Source organism: Stutzerimonas stutzeri, assembly GCF_002890915.1.
In the GTDB taxonomy this organism is placed as follows: Bacteria; Pseudomonadota; Gammaproteobacteria; order Pseudomonadales; family Pseudomonadaceae; genus Stutzerimonas; species Stutzerimonas stutzeri_AF.
Genome location: NZ_POUT01000007.1, coordinates 158,647 through 176,490 on the forward strand (window position 1 = coordinate 158,647; position 17,844 = coordinate 176,490).

Genomic DNA, 17,844 nt, shown 5'->3' on the forward strand with positions numbered 1-17,844 from the left:
ACAGCCTTCCATTTCGGGCGTATAAACCTACTTCACTTCGGGCCAGGCGCCAATATTCCAAGGAGTCGGGGATAGAACATGTCGTCCTTCACAGCACCATCATCCATCCGCCCAGGCGATCTCACCCATCCCATCGTGGCGGGGCTCGTTTCGGTCATCGTCAACTATGGTGGCACCTTCATCCTGGTCTTCCAGGCTGCCAAGGCGGCGGGACTCAGCCCGCAACTGACGGCCTCGTGGGTGTGGTCCGTGTCCATCGGCGTGGGGGTGAGCGGGATACTCCTCAGCTGGATCACCCGTGCGCCAATCATCACCGCCTGGTCGACGCCGGCGGTGGCGTTTCTCGTCGTGGCGCTGGGGACGACGTCCTATGCCGAGGCGGTGGGGGCATATCTGATCTCGGCCGCTGCCTTCATGGCGCTCGGCCTATCGGGCTGTTTCGACAGGATCATCCAGCGAGTCCCTCCGGGCCTGGCTGCCGGACTGCTGGCCGGCATTCTGCTTCAGTTCGGCATCGGCGCTTTCGGCGGGATGAGCCTCGATCCCCTGCTAGCGGGCTTGCTGATCGTCGCCTATGTCGCGTTCAAGCGCCTGACCGCACGCTACGCGGTGGTCGGCATCCTGCTGCTGGGGGTGGTCCTCATGCTCGTTCAGGGGCGGGTCGATCTGTCGAGGCTGGAGTTCGAGCTCGCCGCGCCTATCCTCACCATGCCGGCGTTTTCGTTCAACGCCTTGCTGAGTGTCGCCTTGCCGTTATTCCTGATCACCCTGACCGGGCAGTACATGCCCGGCATGCTGGTGCTGCGCAATGACGGGTACACCACCAGTGCCAATCCCATCGTGACCGTCACCGGGCTGGGCTCGCTGCTCATGGCTCCGTTCGGCTCGCATGCATTCAACATCGCAGCGATCACCGCAGCGATCTGTACCGGCAAGCAGGCCCATGAGGATCCATCCAAGCGCTGGATTGCAGGTGTTGCGGCAGGTGTCTTCTACATCCTCGTCGGTGTCTTCGGCGTCACGCTCGCCGCCGTGTTCATGGCCTTTCCGGCGACGTTCATCACCACGCTGGCAGGGCTGGCCCTGCTGGGCACCCTTGGCGGCAGCCTCGCCAGTGCGATGTCCGATCCGAACACCCGCGAAGCGGCCCTGATCACCTTCCTGGCCGCCGCCGCCAACATCACCCTGTTAGGGATTGGCGGTGCCTTCTGGGGGCTGGTGATCGGCCTGGTGGCCTATGCGCTGCTCAATGGCCGTTTGCCGCGTCGCCAGGGCGCTTCCACGAGCGCGTTCGATCCTGCTGCCGCCCCCGCCGGCGGTCAGGAGGTGGGTAAATGATGCCGTCAGCTCCGTCCATGCCCCCAGCCGACGCTCATTTGATGCAGGCCTATGCACGGCAGTCGGTTTCCTTCGTTCGTGGATGCGGCGCGCGCCTTTGGGATGACCGCGGGGTCGAATACCTGGATGCCATCGCCGGTGTCGCTGTCGCCAACCTCGGCCATGCTCATCCGGAAGTCGCCGCGGCCATCGCCGAGCAGGCTGGATTGCTGCTGCACACCTCGAACCTGTTCGGCATTGCCTGGCAGGAGCGCCTGGGCCAGCGGCTGTGCGAGCTATCCGGGATGCAGCGGGCGTTTTTCTGCAACTCCGGGGCCGAAGCCAACGAGACCGCACTCAAGCTGGCGCGGTTGCACGGCAACCGAAGAAAGGTGAAGCAGCCCCAGGTGCTGGTGATGGAAAACAGCTTTCACGGTCGCACCATCGCGACCCTGGCCGCCACCGGCAATCCGGCGGTGCAGCGAGGTTTCGAGCCACTGCTGCCGGGATTCCTGCGCATTCCCTATGACGACATCGAAGCGGCCCGCCGCGCGGCTGGCAGCACGCCGGACATCGTGGCGGTGCTACTCGAGTCGGTACAGGGTGAAGGCGGCGTCCGCACGCCCTCCGCTGGCTACCTGGAGGCACTGCGGGCGCTATGCGACCGGCACGATTGGTTGTTGATCATCGACGAGGTGCAGGCCGGAATGGGCCGTACCGGCACCTGGTTCGGCTACCAGCACGCGGGCGTGCTACCGGATGTCATCACCCTGGCCAAGGGGCTGGGCAACGGTTTTCCCGTCGGCGCTTGCCTGGCCCGCGGATCGGCAGCGGAGCTGTTTTCGCCCGGCCATCACGGTTCCACCTTCGGTGGCAACCCGCTTGCCTGTCGGGTCGGTTGCACGGTACTCGACATCATGGCACGCGACCGTATCCCGGAGCGCGCCGCCACGCTGGGGCGGCGTTTGCTGGCGGGGCTCCGGGAAGCGTTGGGCGGACACCCCGGCATCGTCTCCATCCGGGGGCTGGGGTTGATGGTCGGCATCGAGCTGGACCGCTGTTGCACCGAGCTGGTCGGGCGCGCGCTGGAGGAGCAGCGCCTGCTGATCAGCGTGACGCGCGAGCGGACCATCCGGCTGCTGCCGCCCCTGGTATGCGAGGAGGCACAGATAGAGGACATCGTGGCGCGCCTGGCGCTGCTCTTGAACGCTGGTGCTCGGCCCGCTGACCGGATTCATCAGGAACCTGCGGGCAGGCGGCCGGGGCCAACCGCTATTCACCAGCCACCCATGGGGGCAACATGTACGAATCGTCGGTGACCCTTGCCGAATTCGACGCCGAACTCGCTGCGGCTGTCCAGCACGAAGAGCGCCGTCAGGAAGACCATGCCGAACTGATCGCTTCCGAGAACTACGCCAGCCCGCTGGTAATGGCCGTTCAGGATTCGGTCTTCACCAACAAGTATGCCGAGGGCTACCCCGGCAAACGCTATTACAGCGGCTGCGAATACGTCGACGCAGCCGAGCGCCTGGCCATCGAGCGAGCCAAGGCGCTGTTCGGCTGCGACTACGCCAACGTCCAGCCGCATGCCGGTGCCCAGGCCAATGCCGCCGTCTTCCTGGCCTTGGTCAATCCCGGCGATACCGTCATGGGGATGAACCTGGCCCAAGGCGGACACCTGACGCATGGCAATCCGGCCAACTTTTCCGGTCGGCACTACCGGATCGTTCCCTATGGCCTCGACCCGGAGACCGGGCTGATCGACTACGACGAGATGGCGCGTATCGCCCTTCAGACCCGCCCGAGGCTGCTCATCGGCGGCTTCTCCGCATATTCCCGGCAGATGGACTGGGCTCGCATGCGTGCCATCGCCGACCGGGTGGGCGCGCTCTTCTGGGTGGACATGGCCCACGTGGCCGGCCTGGTCGCGGCCGGTGAGTACCCCGATCCGCTGCCCCATGCCCACGTGGTGACCAGTACCACCCACAAGACGTTGCGTGGCCCACGTGGCGGCATCATCCTGTCCAGCGCGCAGGGTGATGCCTTCTACAGGAGGCTCGACGCGGCGGTGTTCCCTGGCATCCAGGGCGGACCGCTGATGCACCTGATCGCCGCCAAGGCGATCGCCTTCAAGGAGGCATTGTCGCCCAGCTTCAAGACCTACCAGCAGCAGGTCGTGGCCAATGCCCGGGCCATGGCCGCCATGCTCCAGCAGCGCGGCTACCGGATCGTCTCCGGCGGCACCGACAATCACATGATGCTGATCGACCTGACCGCCAGGCCCTATACCGGCAAGGATGCGGATAGAGCCTTGAGCGCCGCCCATATCACTGCGAACAAGAACTCGGTCCCCAATGACCCTCGTTCGCCTTTTGTGACATCGGGGCTGCGCATCGGCACGCCGGCCGTGACGACCCGAGGGTTCGCCGTGGCCGAGTGCGAGCGGCTGGCCGGCTGGTTGTGCGACGTGCTGGATTCGCTGGAATCCGGTGCGGGCGAAGAGGTGACGCGCCGGGTGCGAGACCAGGTGACGGCTCTGTGCCGCCACTATCCGGTATATGCGGCGAAATGAGAAAGCTCTGCACGGGCCGGGCGGAGCCCTGAGGCATTGGCGGCGGCAGTCGACTTTCGCCGGGGCTCTGCCACACTTGCAGTGGGCGCGGCTGCGGCTTTCGCGCGCTTGACCCCCGCTGGCTCAACGGGGATGCTTGCCCGCTTGAAGGGCGGCATCGGATATGGAGAGAACGCAATGCAAGGCCAGGCACCGGTAATCGACTACCTGAAGGAGCTGCTGCGCGGTGAGCTGGCGGCCCGCGACCAGTATTTCCTGCACTCGCGCATGTACGCCGACTGGGGCTTCACCCGGCTCTACGAGCGCATCAATCACGAGATGGAGGAAGAGACCCAGCACGCCGATGTCCTGCTGACCCGGATTCTCTTCCTCGAAGGCACGCCGGACATGACGCCGGAGCCGATCAATCCGGGCCACAGCGTACCGGAGATGCTGCGCAATGACCTGGCGCTGGAGTACAGGGTGCGCGCCGCGCTGGCCAAGGGCATCGCCCTGGCCGAACAGCACGGCGACTACGCCACCCGTGATCTGCTCGCTGCCCAGCTCAAGGACACCGAGGAAGATCACGCCTACTGGCTGGAGCAGCAGCTGGGCCTGATCGACCGCATCGGCCTGCAGAACTACCTGCAATCCCAGGCCAGTTGATCGGCGGCGGCGGGCCGCGCGGCGATCACTCCGCGGTTCCGCAGCAACCGCCGGACTCCAGATCCTTGAGGATCGGGCAGTCCGGGCGGTCGTCGCCCTGGCAGTGGCTGACCAGCTCCTGCAGGGTATCGCGCAGGCCGACGAGCTCGCTGATCTTGCGGTTCAGCTTCTCGATATGGGCGCCGGCCAGCGCTTTCACGTCGGCGCTGGCCCGCTGGCGATCCAGCCACAGTGCCAGCAGCTTGCCGACTTCCTCCAGCGAAAAACCCAGGTCCCGCGCCCGGCGAATGAACGCCAGCTGATGCAGATCGCGCTCGCTGTAGTGGCGGTAGCCGTTGATGCCGCGTCCGGCTGGCGTCAGCAGGCCGATGGATTCGTAGTAGCGGATCATCTTCGCCGTGAGCCCGCTGTGCTTGGCGGCTTGGCCGATATTCATGGGATTGCCCTCGCTCAGTCTTGCGGTTTCCAGGTCTTGAGCAGCAATGCGTTGCTCACCACGCTGACGCTGGACAAGGCCATCGCCGCACCGGCCACCACCGGGCTGAGAAAGCCGAGGGCCGCCAGCGGGATGCCCACCAGGTTGTAGATGAACGCCCAGAACAGGTTCTGCTGGATCTTGCGGTAGGTGCGCCGGCTGATCTCCAGCGCCGCCGGCACCAGCCGCGGGTCGCCGCGCATCAGGGTGATGCCGGCGGCGTGCATGGCTACGTCGGTGCCGCCGCCCATGGCGATGCCGACGTCCGCCGCGGCCAGTGCCGGGGCGTCGTTGATGCCGTCGCCGACCATCGCCACCACCGCGCCGCCCTGCTTCAGCGCGGCGACGGTGGCGGCCTTGTCCGCCGGCAGCACTTCGGCGTGCACGTCGTCGATGCGTAGCGCTTCGGCCACCACGCGGGCGCTGCCGCGGTTGTCGCCGGTGATCAGGTGGCTGCGGATGTGCCGGGCATCGAGCGCGGCGATGGCGGCGGCGGCGCCATCCTTGAGGCTGTCGCCGAAGGCGAACAGGCCGAGCACGCGCGGCTGCGGCGCGCTTTCCACCAGCCAGGACAGGGTGCGGCCCTCGGCTTCCCAACGCTGGGCAGTGTCCAGCAGCTCGCCCGGCTGCAAGCCGAATTCTTCGAGCATGCGCCGGTTGCCCAGTGCCAGTTGCCGGCCGTCGAGGCTGCCGGCGATGCCGCGGCCGCTCAGTGCCTGGCTTTTCTCGACATCCGGCACCTCGATGCCGTCCGTTTCGCAACGCTCCAGCACCGCCCGCGCCAGCGGATGCTCGCTGCCGCGCTGCAGGGCGCCGGCCAGCCGCAGCAGGCTGGATTCGTCGCCGTCCACGGTATGCAGATGGATGATCTGCGGCTTGCCCGAGGTGAGCGTGCCGGTCTTGTCGAACGCCACGGCATTCACCGCATGAGCCACCTCCAGCGCTTCGGCGTCCTTGATCAGGATGCCATGGCGCGCCGCCACGCCGGTGCCGGCCATGATCGCCGCCGGGGTGGCCAGGCCGAGGGCGCAGGGGCAGGCGATGACCAGCACGGCGACGGCATTGATCAGCGCGACTTCCAGCGGCGCGCCGGCCAGCAGCCAGCCGAACAGGGTGGCGACGGCGATCATCAGCACCGCCGGGACGAATACCTGGCTGACCTTGTCCACCAGCTTCTGGATCGGCGCCTTGGCCGCCTGGGCGTCCTCCACCAGGCGGATGATCCGCGCCAGCACGGTTTCCCCGCCGAGCGCGGTGGTGCGCACCAGCAGGCGGCCTTCGCCATTGATGGCGCCGCCGGTGACGCGATCGCCGGGCTGCTTGCTGACCGGCAGGCTTTCGCCGCTGATCAGCGCCTCGTCGGCCTGGCTTTCGCCCTCGACCACTTCGCCGTCCACCGGAAAACGCTCGCCGGGCTTGACCAGCACCAGGTCATCGAGGCGCAAAGCGGCGATGGCGACGTCTTCCTCGCGGCCGTCGACCAGCCGCGTGGCGCGTTCCGGACGCAGCGCTTCGAGCGCGCGGATCGCCGCGCTGGTCTGGCGCTTGGCGCGGCTTTCCAGGTACTTGCCGAGCAGCACCAGGGCGATGACCACGGCCGAGGCCTCGAAATACAGGTGCGGCATCTGCCCGGCCGGCGTCGCCCACCACTGGTAGAGGCTCAGGCCGTAGCCGGCGCTGGTGCCGATGGCGACCAGCAGGTCCATGTTGCCGGCCCCGGCGCGCAGCGCCTTCCAGCCGGCGACGTAGAAGCGTGCGCCAAGGACGAACTGCACCGGCGTGGCGAGCAGGAACTGCAGCCATGGCGGCAGCATCCAGTGTCCGCCGAACAGCTCGGCGAACATCGGCAGCACCAGCGGCGCGGCCAGCAGCAGCCCGGCGATGACCGTCCAGCGTTCGCGGCGCAGGCGCTGTTCGGCCCTGTCAGCCTGCGGTTGTGCGTCGGCGCTGGCCGTGGCGTGGTAACCGGCGTTCTCCACGGCCTGGATCAGTGCCGCTGGCTCCAGCGCGCCGAGCACCTCGACATGGGCGCGTTCGCTGGCCAGGTTCACCGAGGCGCTACGCACGCCGGGGACCTTGCGCAGGGCGCGCTCGACGCGGCCGACGCAACTGGCGCAGGTCATGCCTTCGATAGCCAGCTCGAGGCTCTGCGCCGGCACCCCGTAGCCGGCCTTTTCCACTGCCTGGATCAGCTCGGCGAGATCGCCGCTGGCGGCCTCGACGCGGACCTGCTCGCTGGCCAGGTTGACGCTCGCCGCTTCCACGCCCGGGACTTTCAGCAGGGCGCGTTCGACGCGGCCGGCACAGCTGGCGCAGGTCATGCCGCTGACCGGCAGGGTATAGGTAGCGCTGGACATGGGGTGAGGCACTCCTGGTGGCGATGGCGGACAGGATCAACCCTGACCCTATGGAAAGGTCAAGCCTTTGACCTGCGACAGTTGCGCCCATTGACCTTGCCAGGGTGGCAAGGTCGAGAATCGGCGCTCCACCCGCTAAAGGAGTAGAACGATGCAAGTATTCAATGTGACGGGCATGAGCTGCGGCCATTGCGAGCGTGCGGTGATCCAGGCGATCCAGGCGCTGGACCCGGCGGTGCAGGTGCAGGTGGACCTGGCCGCCGGTACGGTGCGGGTCGACAGCGCGCTGGACGAGCAAGTGATTCGCGAGGCGATCGAGGCGGAGGGCTATCAGGTTCGCTGAGGAATAGGGGGCCGTGCTGTCAGGCTTGGTCCAGCTGTTCCGGCCAGTTGCGGACCAGGCCGCGGAACAGCGGATCGATCAGGGCGCGGGCGTCGGTCTGTGCTGCGAACAGCTGTGGATCGCGCGTCCAGTCGGTGAACAAGCCGACCATCAATGCATGCAGCGACAGCGCGGCCAGTCGCGGCGTGACGCCGGGGCGCAGATGCTCGGCGGCGTTCTCCATCAGCTTCTCGCACATATCGATGAACTGGTTGATGAAGGCCTCGTGCCGCTCCTCGGCATCGCGCAGTTCCTCGGTGAACTCGCAGCGGTGCAGCAGGATGGTGAAGATGCGCCGTTTCTGTTCGTTGCTGGCGAGGGCGCCGATGGCCTCGATACTCAGGTCGCGCAAGGCGATCAGCGACTGTAGCGATTGTTGCCGATTGCAGGCGCAGAGCCGTTCGGTCATCTGCTCGGGCGGCAGGCGAACCTGATCGAGCATCTCGTGGAACAGGTGCGCCTTGTTCTGGAAATGCCAATACACCGCACCTCGCGTCACGCCGGCATCGCGCGCGATCTGGTCGAGGCTGGTATGGGCCACGCCCTTGTCCAGGAACAGCCGCTCGGCGGATGCGAGGATGGCATGACGGGTTTTCTCGGCTTCTTCTTTGGTTCGGCGCATGACGACAGGTTCGGGCGGGTAGCCGCTTCAGGAGCAGCGATGGGGCCGGGCAGTGTAATGGCGCGGCTCGTCGCGTTGCAGGTTTACAATCGGTTGTGTATGTAACAGCATCTTGCACTCCTGTAAATGTCCGGGGTCTTCATTCGAGTCGGCTCGAGTGCCATCGGTGCCCCATTTTCCCTTGCCTGTGAGCCTCTGATGCCCCTGCGGATCCTCCTCATACTGGGCGCGCTCAGCGCCTTCGGCCCCCTGGCCATCGATATGTACCTGCCGGCCTTCCCCAGCCTGGCGCGACATTTTGCAACCAGCGTCGAGCATGTGCAGCTTTCGCTGGCGGCCTATTTCATCGGGCTGGCGATCGGCCAGCTGGGCTACGGGCCGCTGGCCGATCGCTACGGCCGGCGTGGCCCGTTGCTGGTCGGCGTGGTGCTGTTCGCGCTGGCTTCGCTGGCGAGCGCCTTCGCGCCCTCGATGGACTGGCTGATCGGTGTCCGTTTCGTCCAGGCCCTGGGTGGCTGCGCCGGGATGGTGGTGGCGCGTGCGGTGGTGCGCGACCTCTGCGATCCGATGACCAGTGCCAAGGTGTTCTCGCAACTGATGCTGGTGATGGGGCTGGCGCCGATCCTCGCCCCGCTGGGCGGCGGTGCGCTGCTGGCGGCGTTCGGCTGGCCCTCGATCTTCATCGCGCTGACGTTGTTCAGTGCCGCCTGCCTGGCCGCCGTGGCGCTGTGGCTGCCGGAAACCTACCCGGCCGGGCTCGCCCGCCAGCCCATGTCCGGCGCGCTGGGCCAGTACCGGCGGCTGTTCCGGGATCGCTTCTTCCTTGGGCACGTGCTCACCGGCGCGCTGTGCATGGGGGGCATGTTCGCCTATATCGCCGGCTCGCCGTTCGTCTTCATCGAACTGTACGGCGTGCCCGCCGAGCATTTCGGCTGGTTGTTCGGCATCAATGCCGCCGGCTTCATCCTGATGTCGCAAGTCAACGTACGCCTGGTGCGCCGGCGCGGTCCGGAGTTCTGGGTACGGCGCTGGGTGTGGTTCTTCTTCGGCAGTGCGCTGGTGTTGCTGGCCGTCGCCGCGGCGCGACCGGCAGCGCTGTGGCCATTGCTGATCCCGCTGTTCTGCTGCGTGGCCTGCCTCGGCTGCCTGCTGCCCAACGCCACGGCCTGTGCCATGGCCGATCAGCGCGCCAATGCCGGCAGCGCTTCGGCGCTGCTCGGCAGCCTGCAGTTCGGCGTCGCCGCGGCGACCGCCTCGGCGGTCGGTGCGCTGCACAACGGCACGGCGGTGCCGCTGGCGGCGATCATCAGCCTGTGCGGGCTGCTGGCGGCGCTGATTGCCTACGGTACGGCACGCGCCAGCACCGAGTGAGGCGGCTCAGGCGCTGATTGGCAGCGGGTGCGGCGCTTTCAGGCGCTGGCGCAGGGTATCGACGAAGGCCTTGGCCTCGGCTTCACTGCGGAAGGTGACGCTGTGGTGGTCGAGTCGCACCTGCCAAGGGCTGTCGGGGAAGGGGGCCAAGGGGCGGACGAGAATGTTCATGGCGATCACCTCGTGGAAAAGGAAAGCCCAGTCTAGTCGAGACCGGGCCTTGCGCTTTTGATGGGTATCAATACCCGCCGACCGCCTCGGTTCTATTTGACGCGGCAGGGTCGGCGCGCCGGCGGCTCAGTACGCCAGGCGTGCGTCCAGGCTGTTCTGCGCCAGGCGACGGGCCTGCTCCTCGGTCATCCCCAGGCTTTCGTACAGGGCCATGAAGTTCTCCGTGACGTAGCCGCCGAAATAGGCCGGGTCGTCGGAATTCACCGTGACCTTCACCCCCTGTTCCAGCAGCTGCAGGATGTTGTGCTGGCGCATGTCGGCGAACACCTTGAGCTTGGTGTTGGACAGCGGGCAGACGGTCAGCGGGATCTGCTCCTCGATCAACCGGGCGATCAGCCTGGGATCTTCGGCGGCGCGCACGCCATGGTCGATACGGCTGACCTTGAGCAGGTCCAGCGCCTGCCAGATGTATTCCGGCGGGCCCTCCTCGCCGGCATGGGCGACGGTGAGGAAGCCTTCGGCGCGGGCCTTGTCGAAGACCCGCTGGAATTTGCTCGGCGGATGGCCGACTTCGGCGCTGTCCAGGCCCACGGCGAAGAAGGCGTTGCGATAGGGCATGGCCTGCTCCAGCGTCCTGAAGGCGGCCTCTTCCGGCAGATGGCGCAGGAAGCTGAGGATCAGCCCGCTACTGATGCCGAGCAGCTCGCGGCCGTCGGCCAGCGCCGCGCTGATGCCGTTGAGCGCCGCCTCGAACGGCACGCCGCGGTCGGTATGCGTCTGTGGATCGAAGAACGGCTCGGTGTGGATAATGTTCTGCTCTTCGCATTTTTGCAGGTAGGCCCAGGTCAGGTCGTAGAAGTCCTGCTCGCTGCGCAGCACGTCGGCGCCGCGGTAGTAGAGGTCGAGGAATTCCTGCAGGTTGTTGAAGGCATAGGCCTTGCGCAGGGTTTCCACATCCTTCCAGGGTAGGGCGACCTTGTTGCGCTCGGCCAGGCTGAACAGCAGTTCGGGTTCCAGCGCGCCTTCGAGGTGCAAGTGCAGTTCGGCCTTGGGCAGGTTGTTGAGCGATTCGTACATTGCTGGATTCTCGTCGTTCGGGTATCGGCTCATTCTAGTGGGCTGTGCCGGCGATGGGGCATTCGAGTTCGAATGTCGTGTGGCAGAAGATACGCCGCCGCGGCGCTTCTACTCGTGCAGCGTTGCCCTTTGATGATGAACCGGCGATTGGCGAAAAAACGACCAGCGCTCTGCAGCCCAGTGCTGGCGGGTGCCGGCGCGTTTGTTCCCAATGTTATCCACAAGGTTCTCCACGTCATCCGGGCATAACTTGCAGGCCTTGCGAATAATGGGGGATGGCATTCCGTCATTATCGAGCTGGCCGGTCGAAAACCACGTAATTCAATAAGTTAAGATCCAGCGCTGGTACGTATAGGGTGAGCCGTTCAAAAAACGATCAGTTTCTGCCGGGCCGCGCAGGGCCGGTGTTGCAGCGTGGCATCCAGGGGTTATCCACAGCCGCGTCCACAATATCTGTGGGCAAAGAAAAAGCTATGCCGCATAGCATGTAGATTGGGTTGGGGCGCGCAGAGGCGCGCCCAACACGTTCGAGCCAGAGCCTGTTGGGCTTTGCGGCGCTCAGCGCCAACCTACAGGGCTCCGATCGTCTTGAGCAAGGAAAGGGCGGTTTATTCGTCCAGCATTTCCAGCTGGCTGCGGCCGCGACTGATGTCGGCGAGCAGCCGTTCGAGAGGCGGCAGGTTGGCGGCGGGCAGGGCGATATCCAGGGTGGCGCCTTCGGCATCGAACTGCTCGCCCTCGAGCAGCGCTTCGAAGTCCGCCAGGCGTGCCTTGAGCAAGGCCAGCTCGGCGAACCGGCAATGGCAGCGGCAGCGCGAGCGCGCCACCAGTTCGCTGCGCTCACCGGCCTGCAGGCATTTCGCCGTGGTGCCGCCATAGGCGCGTGCCAGGCCGCCGGTACCGAGCTTGATCCCGCCGAACCAGCGAATCACCACCACCACCACCCGGTCGAAATCCTGCCCTTCGATGGCCGTCAGCATCGGTCGTCCGGCGGTACCGCCCGGCTCGCCGTCATCGCTGAAACGGTACTGGTTGCCGAGCTTCCAGGCCCAGCAGTTGTGCGTGGCGCTGGGGTCGCTGACCGCCTGGATGAATGCCTGCGCTTCGTCGGCGCTCGATATCGGCGCTGCCTTGGCGAGAAAGCGGCTCTTGCTGATGACTTCCAGCAGTTCACAGGGCGTGGCAAGGGTGAAGGGCATGGCGGGTCTGGCGCAGGCGATCATGAATGGGCGGCCATTGTAGCGGCCCCGATCTGGCCGTGCTTCGTCCGGGCGGAGCCGCGGCTACCGTCGGGCGCATGGGCTGAACTTCGGCTGTTGCCGGGGCGCCTACCTAGTAGGCGCGGATCGCATGGGCTCGATGGCCCCGGCGATACCGCATACCGCTGGCAGCCAACGGAGGAAATTCCATGCTCAATTCCAGTTACCAGTCGTGCATCCAGGCCTGTTCCAGCTGTGCGCTGGCCTGCGAGACCTGCGCGGCGTCCTGCCTGCGCGAGGAAGACGTGAAGATGATGGCGCGCTGTATCGAGCTCGACCGCGATTGCGCCGACACCTGTGCGATTGCCGCGGTACTGATGACGCGTGACAGCGCCTATGCCGCGGCTGCCTGCAAGCTCTGCGCGCAGGTCTGCCGCGATTGCGCCGAGGAGTGCGCCAAGCATCCGCACGACCACTGTCAGGCGTGCGCGCGGGCTTGTCGTCAGTGTGCCGAGGAATGCGAGCGGATGGCGGCTTGATGCCAGCCGGCTGAATCGGATCGCTTGCTGGTTCGCACCTGTCCTGTCAGGAGAGCCCGAACCGGCAAGCTGCCCGCGTACGGCGCAACGTCCGGCCTGGCGTATCAGACCAGCTGTTCATGCCATGGCCCGAACGGATCCGGCAGGCGTAGCCAGTGCTCGACGCCCAGCAGCCATTCCGCATCGCTCAGCAGGCAGGCGTCCAGCTCGCTGCGCAGCCGCGCGAAGTCGATGTTCTGCCCGATGAACACCAGTTCCTGCCGGCAATCGCCGAACTCGCCGTGGCATTTGCCGAGTATCGCCGCGCGGCTCTCGGTATCCGCCGGCCACTGCGACTCAGGCGTGAAGTGCCACCAGCGCCCAGCATAGTCGTAGCGCATCAAGCCACCGGCCTGCGACCAACTGCCGGCCTCCTCCGGTCGGCTGGCTAGCCAGAAGAAGCCCTTGGAGCGCAGCAGCCGGCCGTTGCGCCACTCACGGGCGAGAAAGTCGAAGAAGCGTTGCGGATGGAAGGGCCGACGGGCCTGGTAGCTGCTGGAAGCGATGCCGAACTCCTCGGTTTCCGGAACGTGCTCGCCGCGCATTTCCTTGAGCCAGCCCGGTGCCAGGGCCGCGCGCTCGAAATCGAAGCGGCCGGTGTCGAGGATGCGCTCCAGCGCCACCTGGCCCATGCTCATCGGCAGGATCTCGGCATGGGTGTTGAGGCGAGCGAGGATGGCGGTCAGTTCCTCGCGTTCGGCGGCGCCGATCAGGTCGATTTTGCTGACCAGGATGACGTCGGCGAACTCCACCTGCTCGATCAGCAATTCGGTGATCGAGCGCTCGTCCTCCTCGCCGAGGGTTTCGCCGCGGCTGGCCAGGCTTTCGGCTTCGTGGAAGTCGCGCAGGAAGTTCACCCCGTCGACCACCGTGACCATGGTATCCAGCCGCGCCAGGTCACTCAGGCTGCGGCCCTGCTCGTCGCGGAAGGTGAAGGTCTCGGCCACCGGCAGCGGCTCGGAAATGCCGGTGGATTCGATCAGCAGGTAGTCGAAGCGCCCATCGCGGGCCAGCCGGCTGACCTCCTCCAGCAGGTCCTCGCGCAGGGTGCAGCAGATGCAGCCGTTGCTCATCTCCACCAGCTTCTCCTCGGCGCGGTTGAGGCTGACGCCGCGCTGCACCTCGCCGCCGTCGATGTTGATCTCGCTCATGTCGTTGACGATCACCGCGACGCGGCGGTTCTCGCGGTTCTTCAGGACATGGTTGAGCAGGGTGCTCTTGCCGGCGCCGAGGAAGCCGGACAGAACGGTAACGGGAAGGCGCTTCATGGGATTCTCTCAGGCGTTAGGGTCTGTTGACGTTTCGGCGCGAGCCGCGTTGCTGCGCCAAATGGCACCCGGTTAGGCGCAGGATGCAGACAATGGTTATGCCCTTGCCAAGTCCTGCAACGACAGCGGGTGCCATTTGCCGCGCAACCCTTCGGGCCGGGCCAGTTTTTGCGCGGTGCTGCGTTACTCGTCGTTCATTTGGAATAACCAAACTTCTCTCCTCATGCCTTGCTCCGCGCAAAAACTGGCTCCGGCGCGGCCGCGAGCGAAACGTCAACAAACCCTGGTGTGTTTTTCGCGCTGTTCCTGGCGTTCCTTCGCCTCGATGGACAGCGTCGTGGTGGGGCGCAGCAGCAGCCGCTGCAGGCCGATCGGTTCGCCGGTTTCGCGGCACCAGCCGTATTCGCCGCGGGCCAGCGTATCGAGCGCATGGTCGATCTTGTCGAGCAGCTTCTTCTCGCGTCCCAGCACACGCAGTTGCCACTGGCGTTGTTCCTCGGCGCTGCCGATGTCGGCCGGGTCGCTGCTGGGCTCCTGCTCGCGCAGTGCGTCGAATTCATCGGCGATGCGCGCCTGCAGCGCTTCGCGCTGGCGCAGCAGCAGGTCGCGGAAGAACGCCTGCTGTTCGGCGCTCATGTAGGCATTGGCGGGCTGGGCGAGGAGTTCGGCTTCGGTCATGGTGGTATTCTGCGAATCATTAGTAGTTGTTATAACATAACGAACATTTTGGAAAAATAGGCTACCGCCTGTCTTGCTTGAGAGGTGCTGCGTTTGGTAGAGAGTTTCGGACGTTGATAGGGCGGCGTGGTGGGGTGGGCTTGCAGCCGCGTCGGGCCTAACGCGTGCCTGGAAGGTGGTGCTCGATCACGCTCCTGGCATAGCGCATGAATGCGGCCACCTGCTCGGCGCGCTCGGCCAGGTTGTGATTGGCGCTTCCGAGATAGGTGTCTCGTGCGTAGGCCAGGACGGGGCGATGCTCCGGCGGCAGGCGTTCGAGGGCCCAACATGCGGCGACATCCTTGGGGGCGATGGCGCCGGTGGCGGCGCTGAACCAGATGCGCGCCAGCGCCAGCACCACGTTGCGCTCGTCTCCCTGCCAGTCCGATGCCTCGCCCCACTGGGTGACGGTAGCCACCAGCGCCCTGGCGAAGTCTTCCCGGGGGACCGGCCCGAACAGCTCGGGCATGGGCGGCCCGGTCAGGCACAGGCTGTGCTGCCTGGCTTGGCTCAGCAGGATGGCGATATCGGGGTCGGCGGTGGCGGGCGGGATGACGCCGGCCTGCAGTTCTTCGCGCAGCCATTCGCCGAACTGCAGTTCACGCTGCGGCGGGTAGCGCCAAGGCACCAGCTGGTCGCGGGCCAGCACCGTGACCTCCAGCGCGCGCAGCGATGGATCGGTGCCGGGCCATGCCGAAACCGACAGCAGATCCAGCATCAGCGCTCGCCGTACCGCGCCGGGCAAGGGCGTGCCCACCGTCACCAGCAGGTCGCTGTCGCTGTGCGGCCTGAGGCCGCCGTCGACTGCCGAGCCGAACAGGTGGATGGCCAGCAGTGTTTCGCCTAGATGCTGCTTGAGCACGGCGCAGGCGTTGGCCAGCTGTTCGGCGATCTCGGTGGGTATGGGCGGATTCATGCTGGCCTAGTCTGGTCGGACCGTGAGCCGGAAGGAAGATACCGGCGCTTCAATTGCCCGGCACGCGCTCGGTCGGCCGGCAGGTGATCTCGGCGTAGGGTTGGTCCGGGGAATACTCGCCCGGAACGCGCTCGGTCGCCTGGGCGCCGGGCGCCACGTTGAATACCGGCGAGGCGGAGGTGTCGGAACGGGCTTCGTCCGGCACATGGAATTCGCACGACACCTGCTGGCCGCTGTGGTTGAACACCTTCACCGCCCGTACGCCGAGCAGTTCCCCGTCGACCCCGGGGGCCCGGGTCGGCACGCCCATGGGGCTGATCTCGATATCCAGGCCGTTGAGGTGGGTGATGATTTCCGGCTCGGGCGTCTGGGCCAGGGCGACCGGCGCGCAGAGCGCCAGGCCGCAGGCGACGAGTAGCTGCTTGCTCATGGGAACCTCCATAGTTCGGTCCCCTTTAGAAGGGGGCGGAGGTCGTCGGTTCGGCGCGGCGCCGAAGGAATGGTTGCAAATGATGAGGCGCAAGGTGGTGCGGCAGGCTGTTCAGCTTCTGGCCGGCTTCTTGATCCGCACGTACAGGTCCTTGCCGCCGGTCGCGCTGCTGCCCCGCGATTCCAGCTCGAAGCGCTTGGGCTGGCCGGCGATCAGGTCGCTCAGTTTCTTGCAGCCGTACAGGCGCGGGTCGAAGGCCGGGCGCAGTTTGCTGATGTTCTGTCCGAGGGTGCCGAGCTGGATCCAGTCGTCCTCCTCGGAAAGGTCGTCGAGCACCTTGGCGATGAAGTCCACCGGGACCTGCGGGCACTCGATCGGGGTGCCCTTGTCGCCTGCGCGGGTCGGCTTGTCGTGCGCCTGTTCCATCTGCGCAGCGGCCGCGGCGAGCTTTTCTGGCGCCGGGGCCTCGGCGGCGTTCTTCGGCGCGTCGGCACGCAGGATCTCGGTGTAGACGAACTTGTCGCAGGCGGAGACGAACGGCGAGGGCGTCTTCTGTTCGCCGAAGCCGTAGACGGTCAGGCCCTCTTCACGTATGCGCGCGGCCAGGCGGGTGAAGTCGCTGTCGCTGGAGACCAGGCAGAAGCCGTCGAAGCGGCGGGTGTAGAGCAGGTCCATGGCGTCGATGATCAGCGAGCTGTCGGTGGCGTTCTTGCCCGAGGTGTAGGCGAACTGCTGGATCGGCTGGATCGAGTGGTCCAGCAGCACCTTCTTCCAGCTGCCCAGGTTGGGTTTGGTCCAGTCGCCGTAGATGCGCTTGACGCTGGCGACGCCGTACTTGGCGATCTCCTCGAACAGGCCCTCGACGATGGCCGCCGGGGCGTTGTCGGCGTCGATCAGGACCGCGAGATGCTTCTGCTTGTTCGAACTACTGGGTTTGCTGGCCATGGTACGTCCCTGGACTGGAGATGGCCTGACCATAACGCCGACGGCCGGCTGATGGCCATAGGCGGCTGGTGGCGAGCGATGCCGAGCGGTGCGGGCTCGGTTAGCATGGCGCTTTCGTCGATACGGAATCGGCTATGGAGCGGCGTGGCACCCTGAAAAGCTGGAACGACCGGCAGGGCTTCGGTTTCATCCGCCCCGAGCAGGGCGGCGAGGAGGTGTTCGTGCATGTCTCGGCGGTGCGCGGCGGCCAGCGGCCCATGGCGGGAGACCCGGTGCTCTACGTGCTCGGGCACGACCGCCAGGGGCGCCCACGGGCCGAGTGGCTGCGTCTCGAGGTGTCGTCGACGCGCAACCGTCCGCCGCGGCGGCTTGCCGGTACGGTGCGGCAATGGCCGGCCAAGCTGCTGGTGCTCGCATTGCTCTGCCTGCTGCCGCTGGTGGGCAGCCTGTACCGGTTGGGTTCGGCAGTGCCGCTGATGATCTATGCCCTCGCCAGCCTGCTGACCTTCTGGCTCTACTGGCGCGACAAGCGCAGTGCGCTGAAGGACCGCTGGCGCACGCCAGAAACCACGCTGCATCTGTTCGAACTCGCCGGCGGCTGGCCTGGCGCACTGCTGGCGCAGCAACTGCTGCGGCACAAGACGCGCAAGCCCGGCTACCAGTTGCTGTGCTGGGCGATCGTGGCGTTGCACCAGGCGTTCTGGATCGATTTGCTGTTCATCGGCGGCGGGTTCACCCGCGAGCGCTGGGACTGGCTGCTGCGTTTGTTGTGAGTCGAATGGCGGGCATGAAAAAGCCCGGC

The 17,844-nt window shown here is 66.3% G+C and carries 19 protein-coding genes; 8 read left to right on the forward strand and 11 right to left on the reverse strand.

The window, feature by feature from the left end; all coding sequences use genetic code 11:
* The first annotated feature begins 78 nt into the window (after positions 1 to 78).
* The 4 genes from CXK94_RS13755 (at position 79) to bfr (ending at position 4,534) form a co-directional block, all read left to right on the forward strand.
* Entirely contained in the window at positions 79 to 1,338 is a 1,260-nt protein-coding gene (locus CXK94_RS13755) for a benzoate/H(+) symporter BenE family transporter (RefSeq protein WP_102894764.1), read from the forward strand.
* Positions 1,339 to 1,355: 17 nt separating this feature from the next.
* Positions 1,356 to 2,636, forward strand: a complete 1,281-nt coding sequence (locus tag CXK94_RS13760; protein ID WP_102894765.1) for an aspartate aminotransferase family protein — start codon at positions 1,356 to 1,358, stop codon at positions 2,634 to 2,636.
* Positions 2,618 to 3,889, forward strand: coding sequence for a serine hydroxymethyltransferase (glyA, locus tag CXK94_RS13765; RefSeq protein ID WP_102894766.1), 1,272 nt, complete (start codon positions 2,618 to 2,620; stop codon positions 3,887 to 3,889). The genes CXK94_RS13760 and glyA overlap by 19 nt, the downstream gene beginning before the upstream one ends.
* A 177-nt stretch (positions 3,890 to 4,066) precedes the next feature.
* A complete protein-coding gene (gene bfr / locus CXK94_RS13770) occupies positions 4,067 to 4,534 on the forward strand; it encodes a bacterioferritin (RefSeq protein ID WP_102894767.1) in 468 nt (155 codons plus the stop codon).
* 25 nt (positions 4,535 to 4,559) lie between these two features.
* Here bfr and cueR read toward each other — a convergent pair whose 3' ends face one another.
* Positions 4,560 to 4,970 (reverse strand): Cu(I)-responsive transcriptional regulator, encoded by a 411-nt coding sequence (cueR, locus tag CXK94_RS13775; protein ID WP_102894768.1) that lies wholly within the window; start codon positions 4,968 to 4,970, stop codon positions 4,560 to 4,562.
* 14 nt (positions 4,971 to 4,984) lie between these two features.
* A complete protein-coding gene (locus CXK94_RS13780) occupies positions 4,985 to 7,366 on the reverse strand; it encodes a heavy metal translocating P-type ATPase (protein ID WP_102894769.1) in 2,382 nt (793 codons plus the stop codon).
* A 151-nt stretch (positions 7,367 to 7,517) separates the two neighbouring features.
* On the opposite strand from CXK94_RS13780, the gene CXK94_RS13785 reads away from it, so the two are divergent.
* Positions 7,518 to 7,709 (forward strand): heavy-metal-associated domain-containing protein, encoded by a 192-nt coding sequence (locus CXK94_RS13785; protein ID WP_102894770.1) that lies wholly within the window; start codon positions 7,518 to 7,520, stop codon positions 7,707 to 7,709.
* Between the two features lie 19 nt (positions 7,710 to 7,728).
* Here CXK94_RS13785 and CXK94_RS13790 read toward each other — a convergent pair whose 3' ends face one another.
* On the reverse strand, positions 7,729 to 8,370 hold the full coding sequence (locus tag CXK94_RS13790; protein WP_102894771.1) for a TetR family transcriptional regulator: 642 nt from the start codon (positions 8,368 to 8,370) through the stop codon (positions 7,729 to 7,731).
* A gap of 198 nt (positions 8,371 to 8,568) precedes the next feature.
* Between CXK94_RS13790 and CXK94_RS13795 the strand changes: the two genes are divergently transcribed.
* Entirely contained in the window at positions 8,569 to 9,741 is a 1,173-nt protein-coding gene (locus CXK94_RS13795; protein ID WP_102894772.1) for a Bcr/CflA family multidrug efflux MFS transporter, read from the forward strand.
* A gap of 6 nt (positions 9,742 to 9,747) precedes the next feature.
* On the opposite strand, the gene CXK94_RS22430 is transcribed toward CXK94_RS13795, so the two are convergent.
* The 3 genes from CXK94_RS22430 to CXK94_RS13805 all read right to left on the reverse strand — a co-directional run bounded on the left by CXK94_RS22430 (position 9,748) and on the right by CXK94_RS13805 (position 12,188).
* Positions 9,748 to 9,912 (reverse strand): hypothetical protein, encoded by a 165-nt coding sequence (locus CXK94_RS22430; protein ID WP_164838449.1) that lies wholly within the window; start codon positions 9,910 to 9,912, stop codon positions 9,748 to 9,750.
* A gap of 126 nt (positions 9,913 to 10,038) precedes the next feature.
* A complete protein-coding gene (locus tag CXK94_RS13800; protein WP_102894773.1) occupies positions 10,039 to 10,989 on the reverse strand; it encodes an adenosine deaminase in 951 nt (316 codons plus the stop codon).
* Positions 10,990 to 11,597: 608 nt separating this feature from the next.
* Positions 11,598 to 12,188 carry an IMPACT family protein gene (locus CXK94_RS13805; protein WP_102894774.1) on the reverse strand — a complete coding sequence of 197 codons (591 nt, stop codon included), beginning with the start codon at positions 12,186 to 12,188 and terminating at the stop codon, positions 11,598 to 11,600.
* Positions 12,189 to 12,397: 209 nt separating this feature from the next.
* On the opposite strand from CXK94_RS13805, the gene CXK94_RS13810 reads away from it, so the two are divergent.
* Complete coding sequence (locus CXK94_RS13810) at positions 12,398 to 12,727, forward strand: four-helix bundle copper-binding protein (protein ID WP_102894775.1); 330 nt, start codon at positions 12,398 to 12,400, stop codon at positions 12,725 to 12,727.
* 104 nt (positions 12,728 to 12,831) lie between these two features.
* Here the strand turns inward: CXK94_RS13810 and zigA are convergent, their stop codons facing one another.
* The 5 genes from zigA to CXK94_RS13835 all read right to left on the reverse strand — a co-directional run bounded on the left by zigA (position 12,832) and on the right by CXK94_RS13835 (position 17,042).
* Positions 12,832 to 14,034, reverse strand: a complete 1,203-nt coding sequence (gene zigA, locus CXK94_RS13815) for a zinc metallochaperone GTPase ZigA (protein WP_102894776.1) — start codon at positions 14,032 to 14,034, stop codon at positions 12,832 to 12,834.
* Between the two features lie 273 nt (positions 14,035 to 14,307).
* Positions 14,308 to 14,712 (reverse strand): RNA polymerase-binding protein DksA, encoded by a 405-nt coding sequence (gene dksA, locus CXK94_RS13820; RefSeq protein ID WP_102894777.1) that lies wholly within the window; start codon positions 14,710 to 14,712, stop codon positions 14,308 to 14,310.
* A 157-nt stretch (positions 14,713 to 14,869) separates the two neighbouring features.
* Complete coding sequence (locus CXK94_RS13825; RefSeq protein WP_102894778.1) at positions 14,870 to 15,667, reverse strand: AadA family aminoglycoside 3''-O-nucleotidyltransferase; 798 nt, start codon at positions 15,665 to 15,667, stop codon at positions 14,870 to 14,872.
* A gap of 49 nt (positions 15,668 to 15,716) precedes the next feature.
* Positions 15,717 to 16,097, reverse strand: a complete 381-nt coding sequence (locus tag CXK94_RS13830; protein WP_102894779.1) for a hypothetical protein — start codon at positions 16,095 to 16,097, stop codon at positions 15,717 to 15,719.
* Between the two features lie 111 nt (positions 16,098 to 16,208).
* Positions 16,209 to 17,042 carry an NYN domain-containing protein gene (locus CXK94_RS13835; protein WP_102894780.1) on the reverse strand — a complete coding sequence of 278 codons (834 nt, stop codon included), beginning with the start codon at positions 17,040 to 17,042 and terminating at the stop codon, positions 16,209 to 16,211.
* 134 nt (positions 17,043 to 17,176) lie between these two features.
* Here CXK94_RS13835 and CXK94_RS13840 point away from each other — a divergent pair, with 134 nt between their 5' ends.
* On the forward strand, positions 17,177 to 17,815 hold the full coding sequence (locus CXK94_RS13840) for a DUF1294 domain-containing protein (RefSeq protein ID WP_102894781.1): 639 nt from the start codon (positions 17,177 to 17,179) through the stop codon (positions 17,813 to 17,815).
* Positions 17,816 to 17,844: the final 29 nt, after the last annotated feature.

Coding starts and splice junctions, on each gene's coding strand:
- CXK94_RS13810 (WP_102894775.1), top strand. CDS start 12,398: ATGCTCAATTCCAGTTACCAGTCGTGCATCCAGGCCTGTTCCAGCTGT.
- CXK94_RS13830 (WP_102894779.1), bottom strand. CDS start 16,097: ATGAGCAAGCAGCTACTCGTCGCCTGCGGCCTGGCGCTCTGCGCGCCG.
- zigA (WP_102894776.1), bottom strand. CDS start 14,034: ATGAAGCGCCTTCCCGTTACCGTTCTGTCCGGCTTCCTCGGCGCCGGC.
- CXK94_RS13840 (WP_102894781.1), top strand. CDS start 17,177: ATGGAGCGGCGTGGCACCCTGAAAAGCTGGAACGACCGGCAGGGCTTC.
- CXK94_RS22430 (WP_164838449.1), bottom strand. CDS start 9,912: ATGAACATTCTCGTCCGCCCCTTGGCCCCCTTCCCCGACAGCCCTTGG.
- CXK94_RS13805 (WP_102894774.1), bottom strand. CDS start 12,188: ATGCCCTTCACCCTTGCCACGCCCTGTGAACTGCTGGAAGTCATCAGC.
- glyA (WP_102894766.1), top strand. CDS start 2,618: ATGTACGAATCGTCGGTGACCCTTGCCGAATTCGACGCCGAACTCGCT.
- bfr (WP_102894767.1), top strand. CDS start 4,067: ATGCAAGGCCAGGCACCGGTAATCGACTACCTGAAGGAGCTGCTGCGC.
- CXK94_RS13760 (WP_102894765.1), top strand. CDS start 1,356: ATGCCCCCAGCCGACGCTCATTTGATGCAGGCCTATGCACGGCAGTCG.
- CXK94_RS13785 (WP_102894770.1), top strand. CDS start 7,518: ATGCAAGTATTCAATGTGACGGGCATGAGCTGCGGCCATTGCGAGCGT.
- CXK94_RS13825 (WP_102894778.1), bottom strand. CDS start 15,667: ATGAATCCGCCCATACCCACCGAGATCGCCGAACAGCTGGCCAACGCC.
- CXK94_RS13780 (WP_102894769.1), bottom strand. CDS start 7,366: ATGTCCAGCGCTACCTATACCCTGCCGGTCAGCGGCATGACCTGCGCC.
- CXK94_RS13835 (WP_102894780.1), bottom strand. CDS start 17,042: ATGGCCAGCAAACCCAGTAGTTCGAACAAGCAGAAGCATCTCGCGGTC.
- CXK94_RS13800 (WP_102894773.1), bottom strand. CDS start 10,989: ATGTACGAATCGCTCAACAACCTGCCCAAGGCCGAACTGCACTTGCAC.
- CXK94_RS13790 (WP_102894771.1), bottom strand. CDS start 8,370: ATGCGCCGAACCAAAGAAGAAGCCGAGAAAACCCGTCATGCCATCCTC.
- dksA (WP_102894777.1), bottom strand. CDS start 14,712: ATGACCGAAGCCGAACTCCTCGCCCAGCCCGCCAATGCCTACATGAGC.
- CXK94_RS13795 (WP_102894772.1), top strand. CDS start 8,569: ATGCCCCTGCGGATCCTCCTCATACTGGGCGCGCTCAGCGCCTTCGGC.
- CXK94_RS13755 (WP_102894764.1), top strand. CDS start 79: ATGTCGTCCTTCACAGCACCATCATCCATCCGCCCAGGCGATCTCACC.
- cueR (WP_102894768.1), bottom strand. CDS start 4,970: ATGAATATCGGCCAAGCCGCCAAGCACAGCGGGCTCACGGCGAAGATG.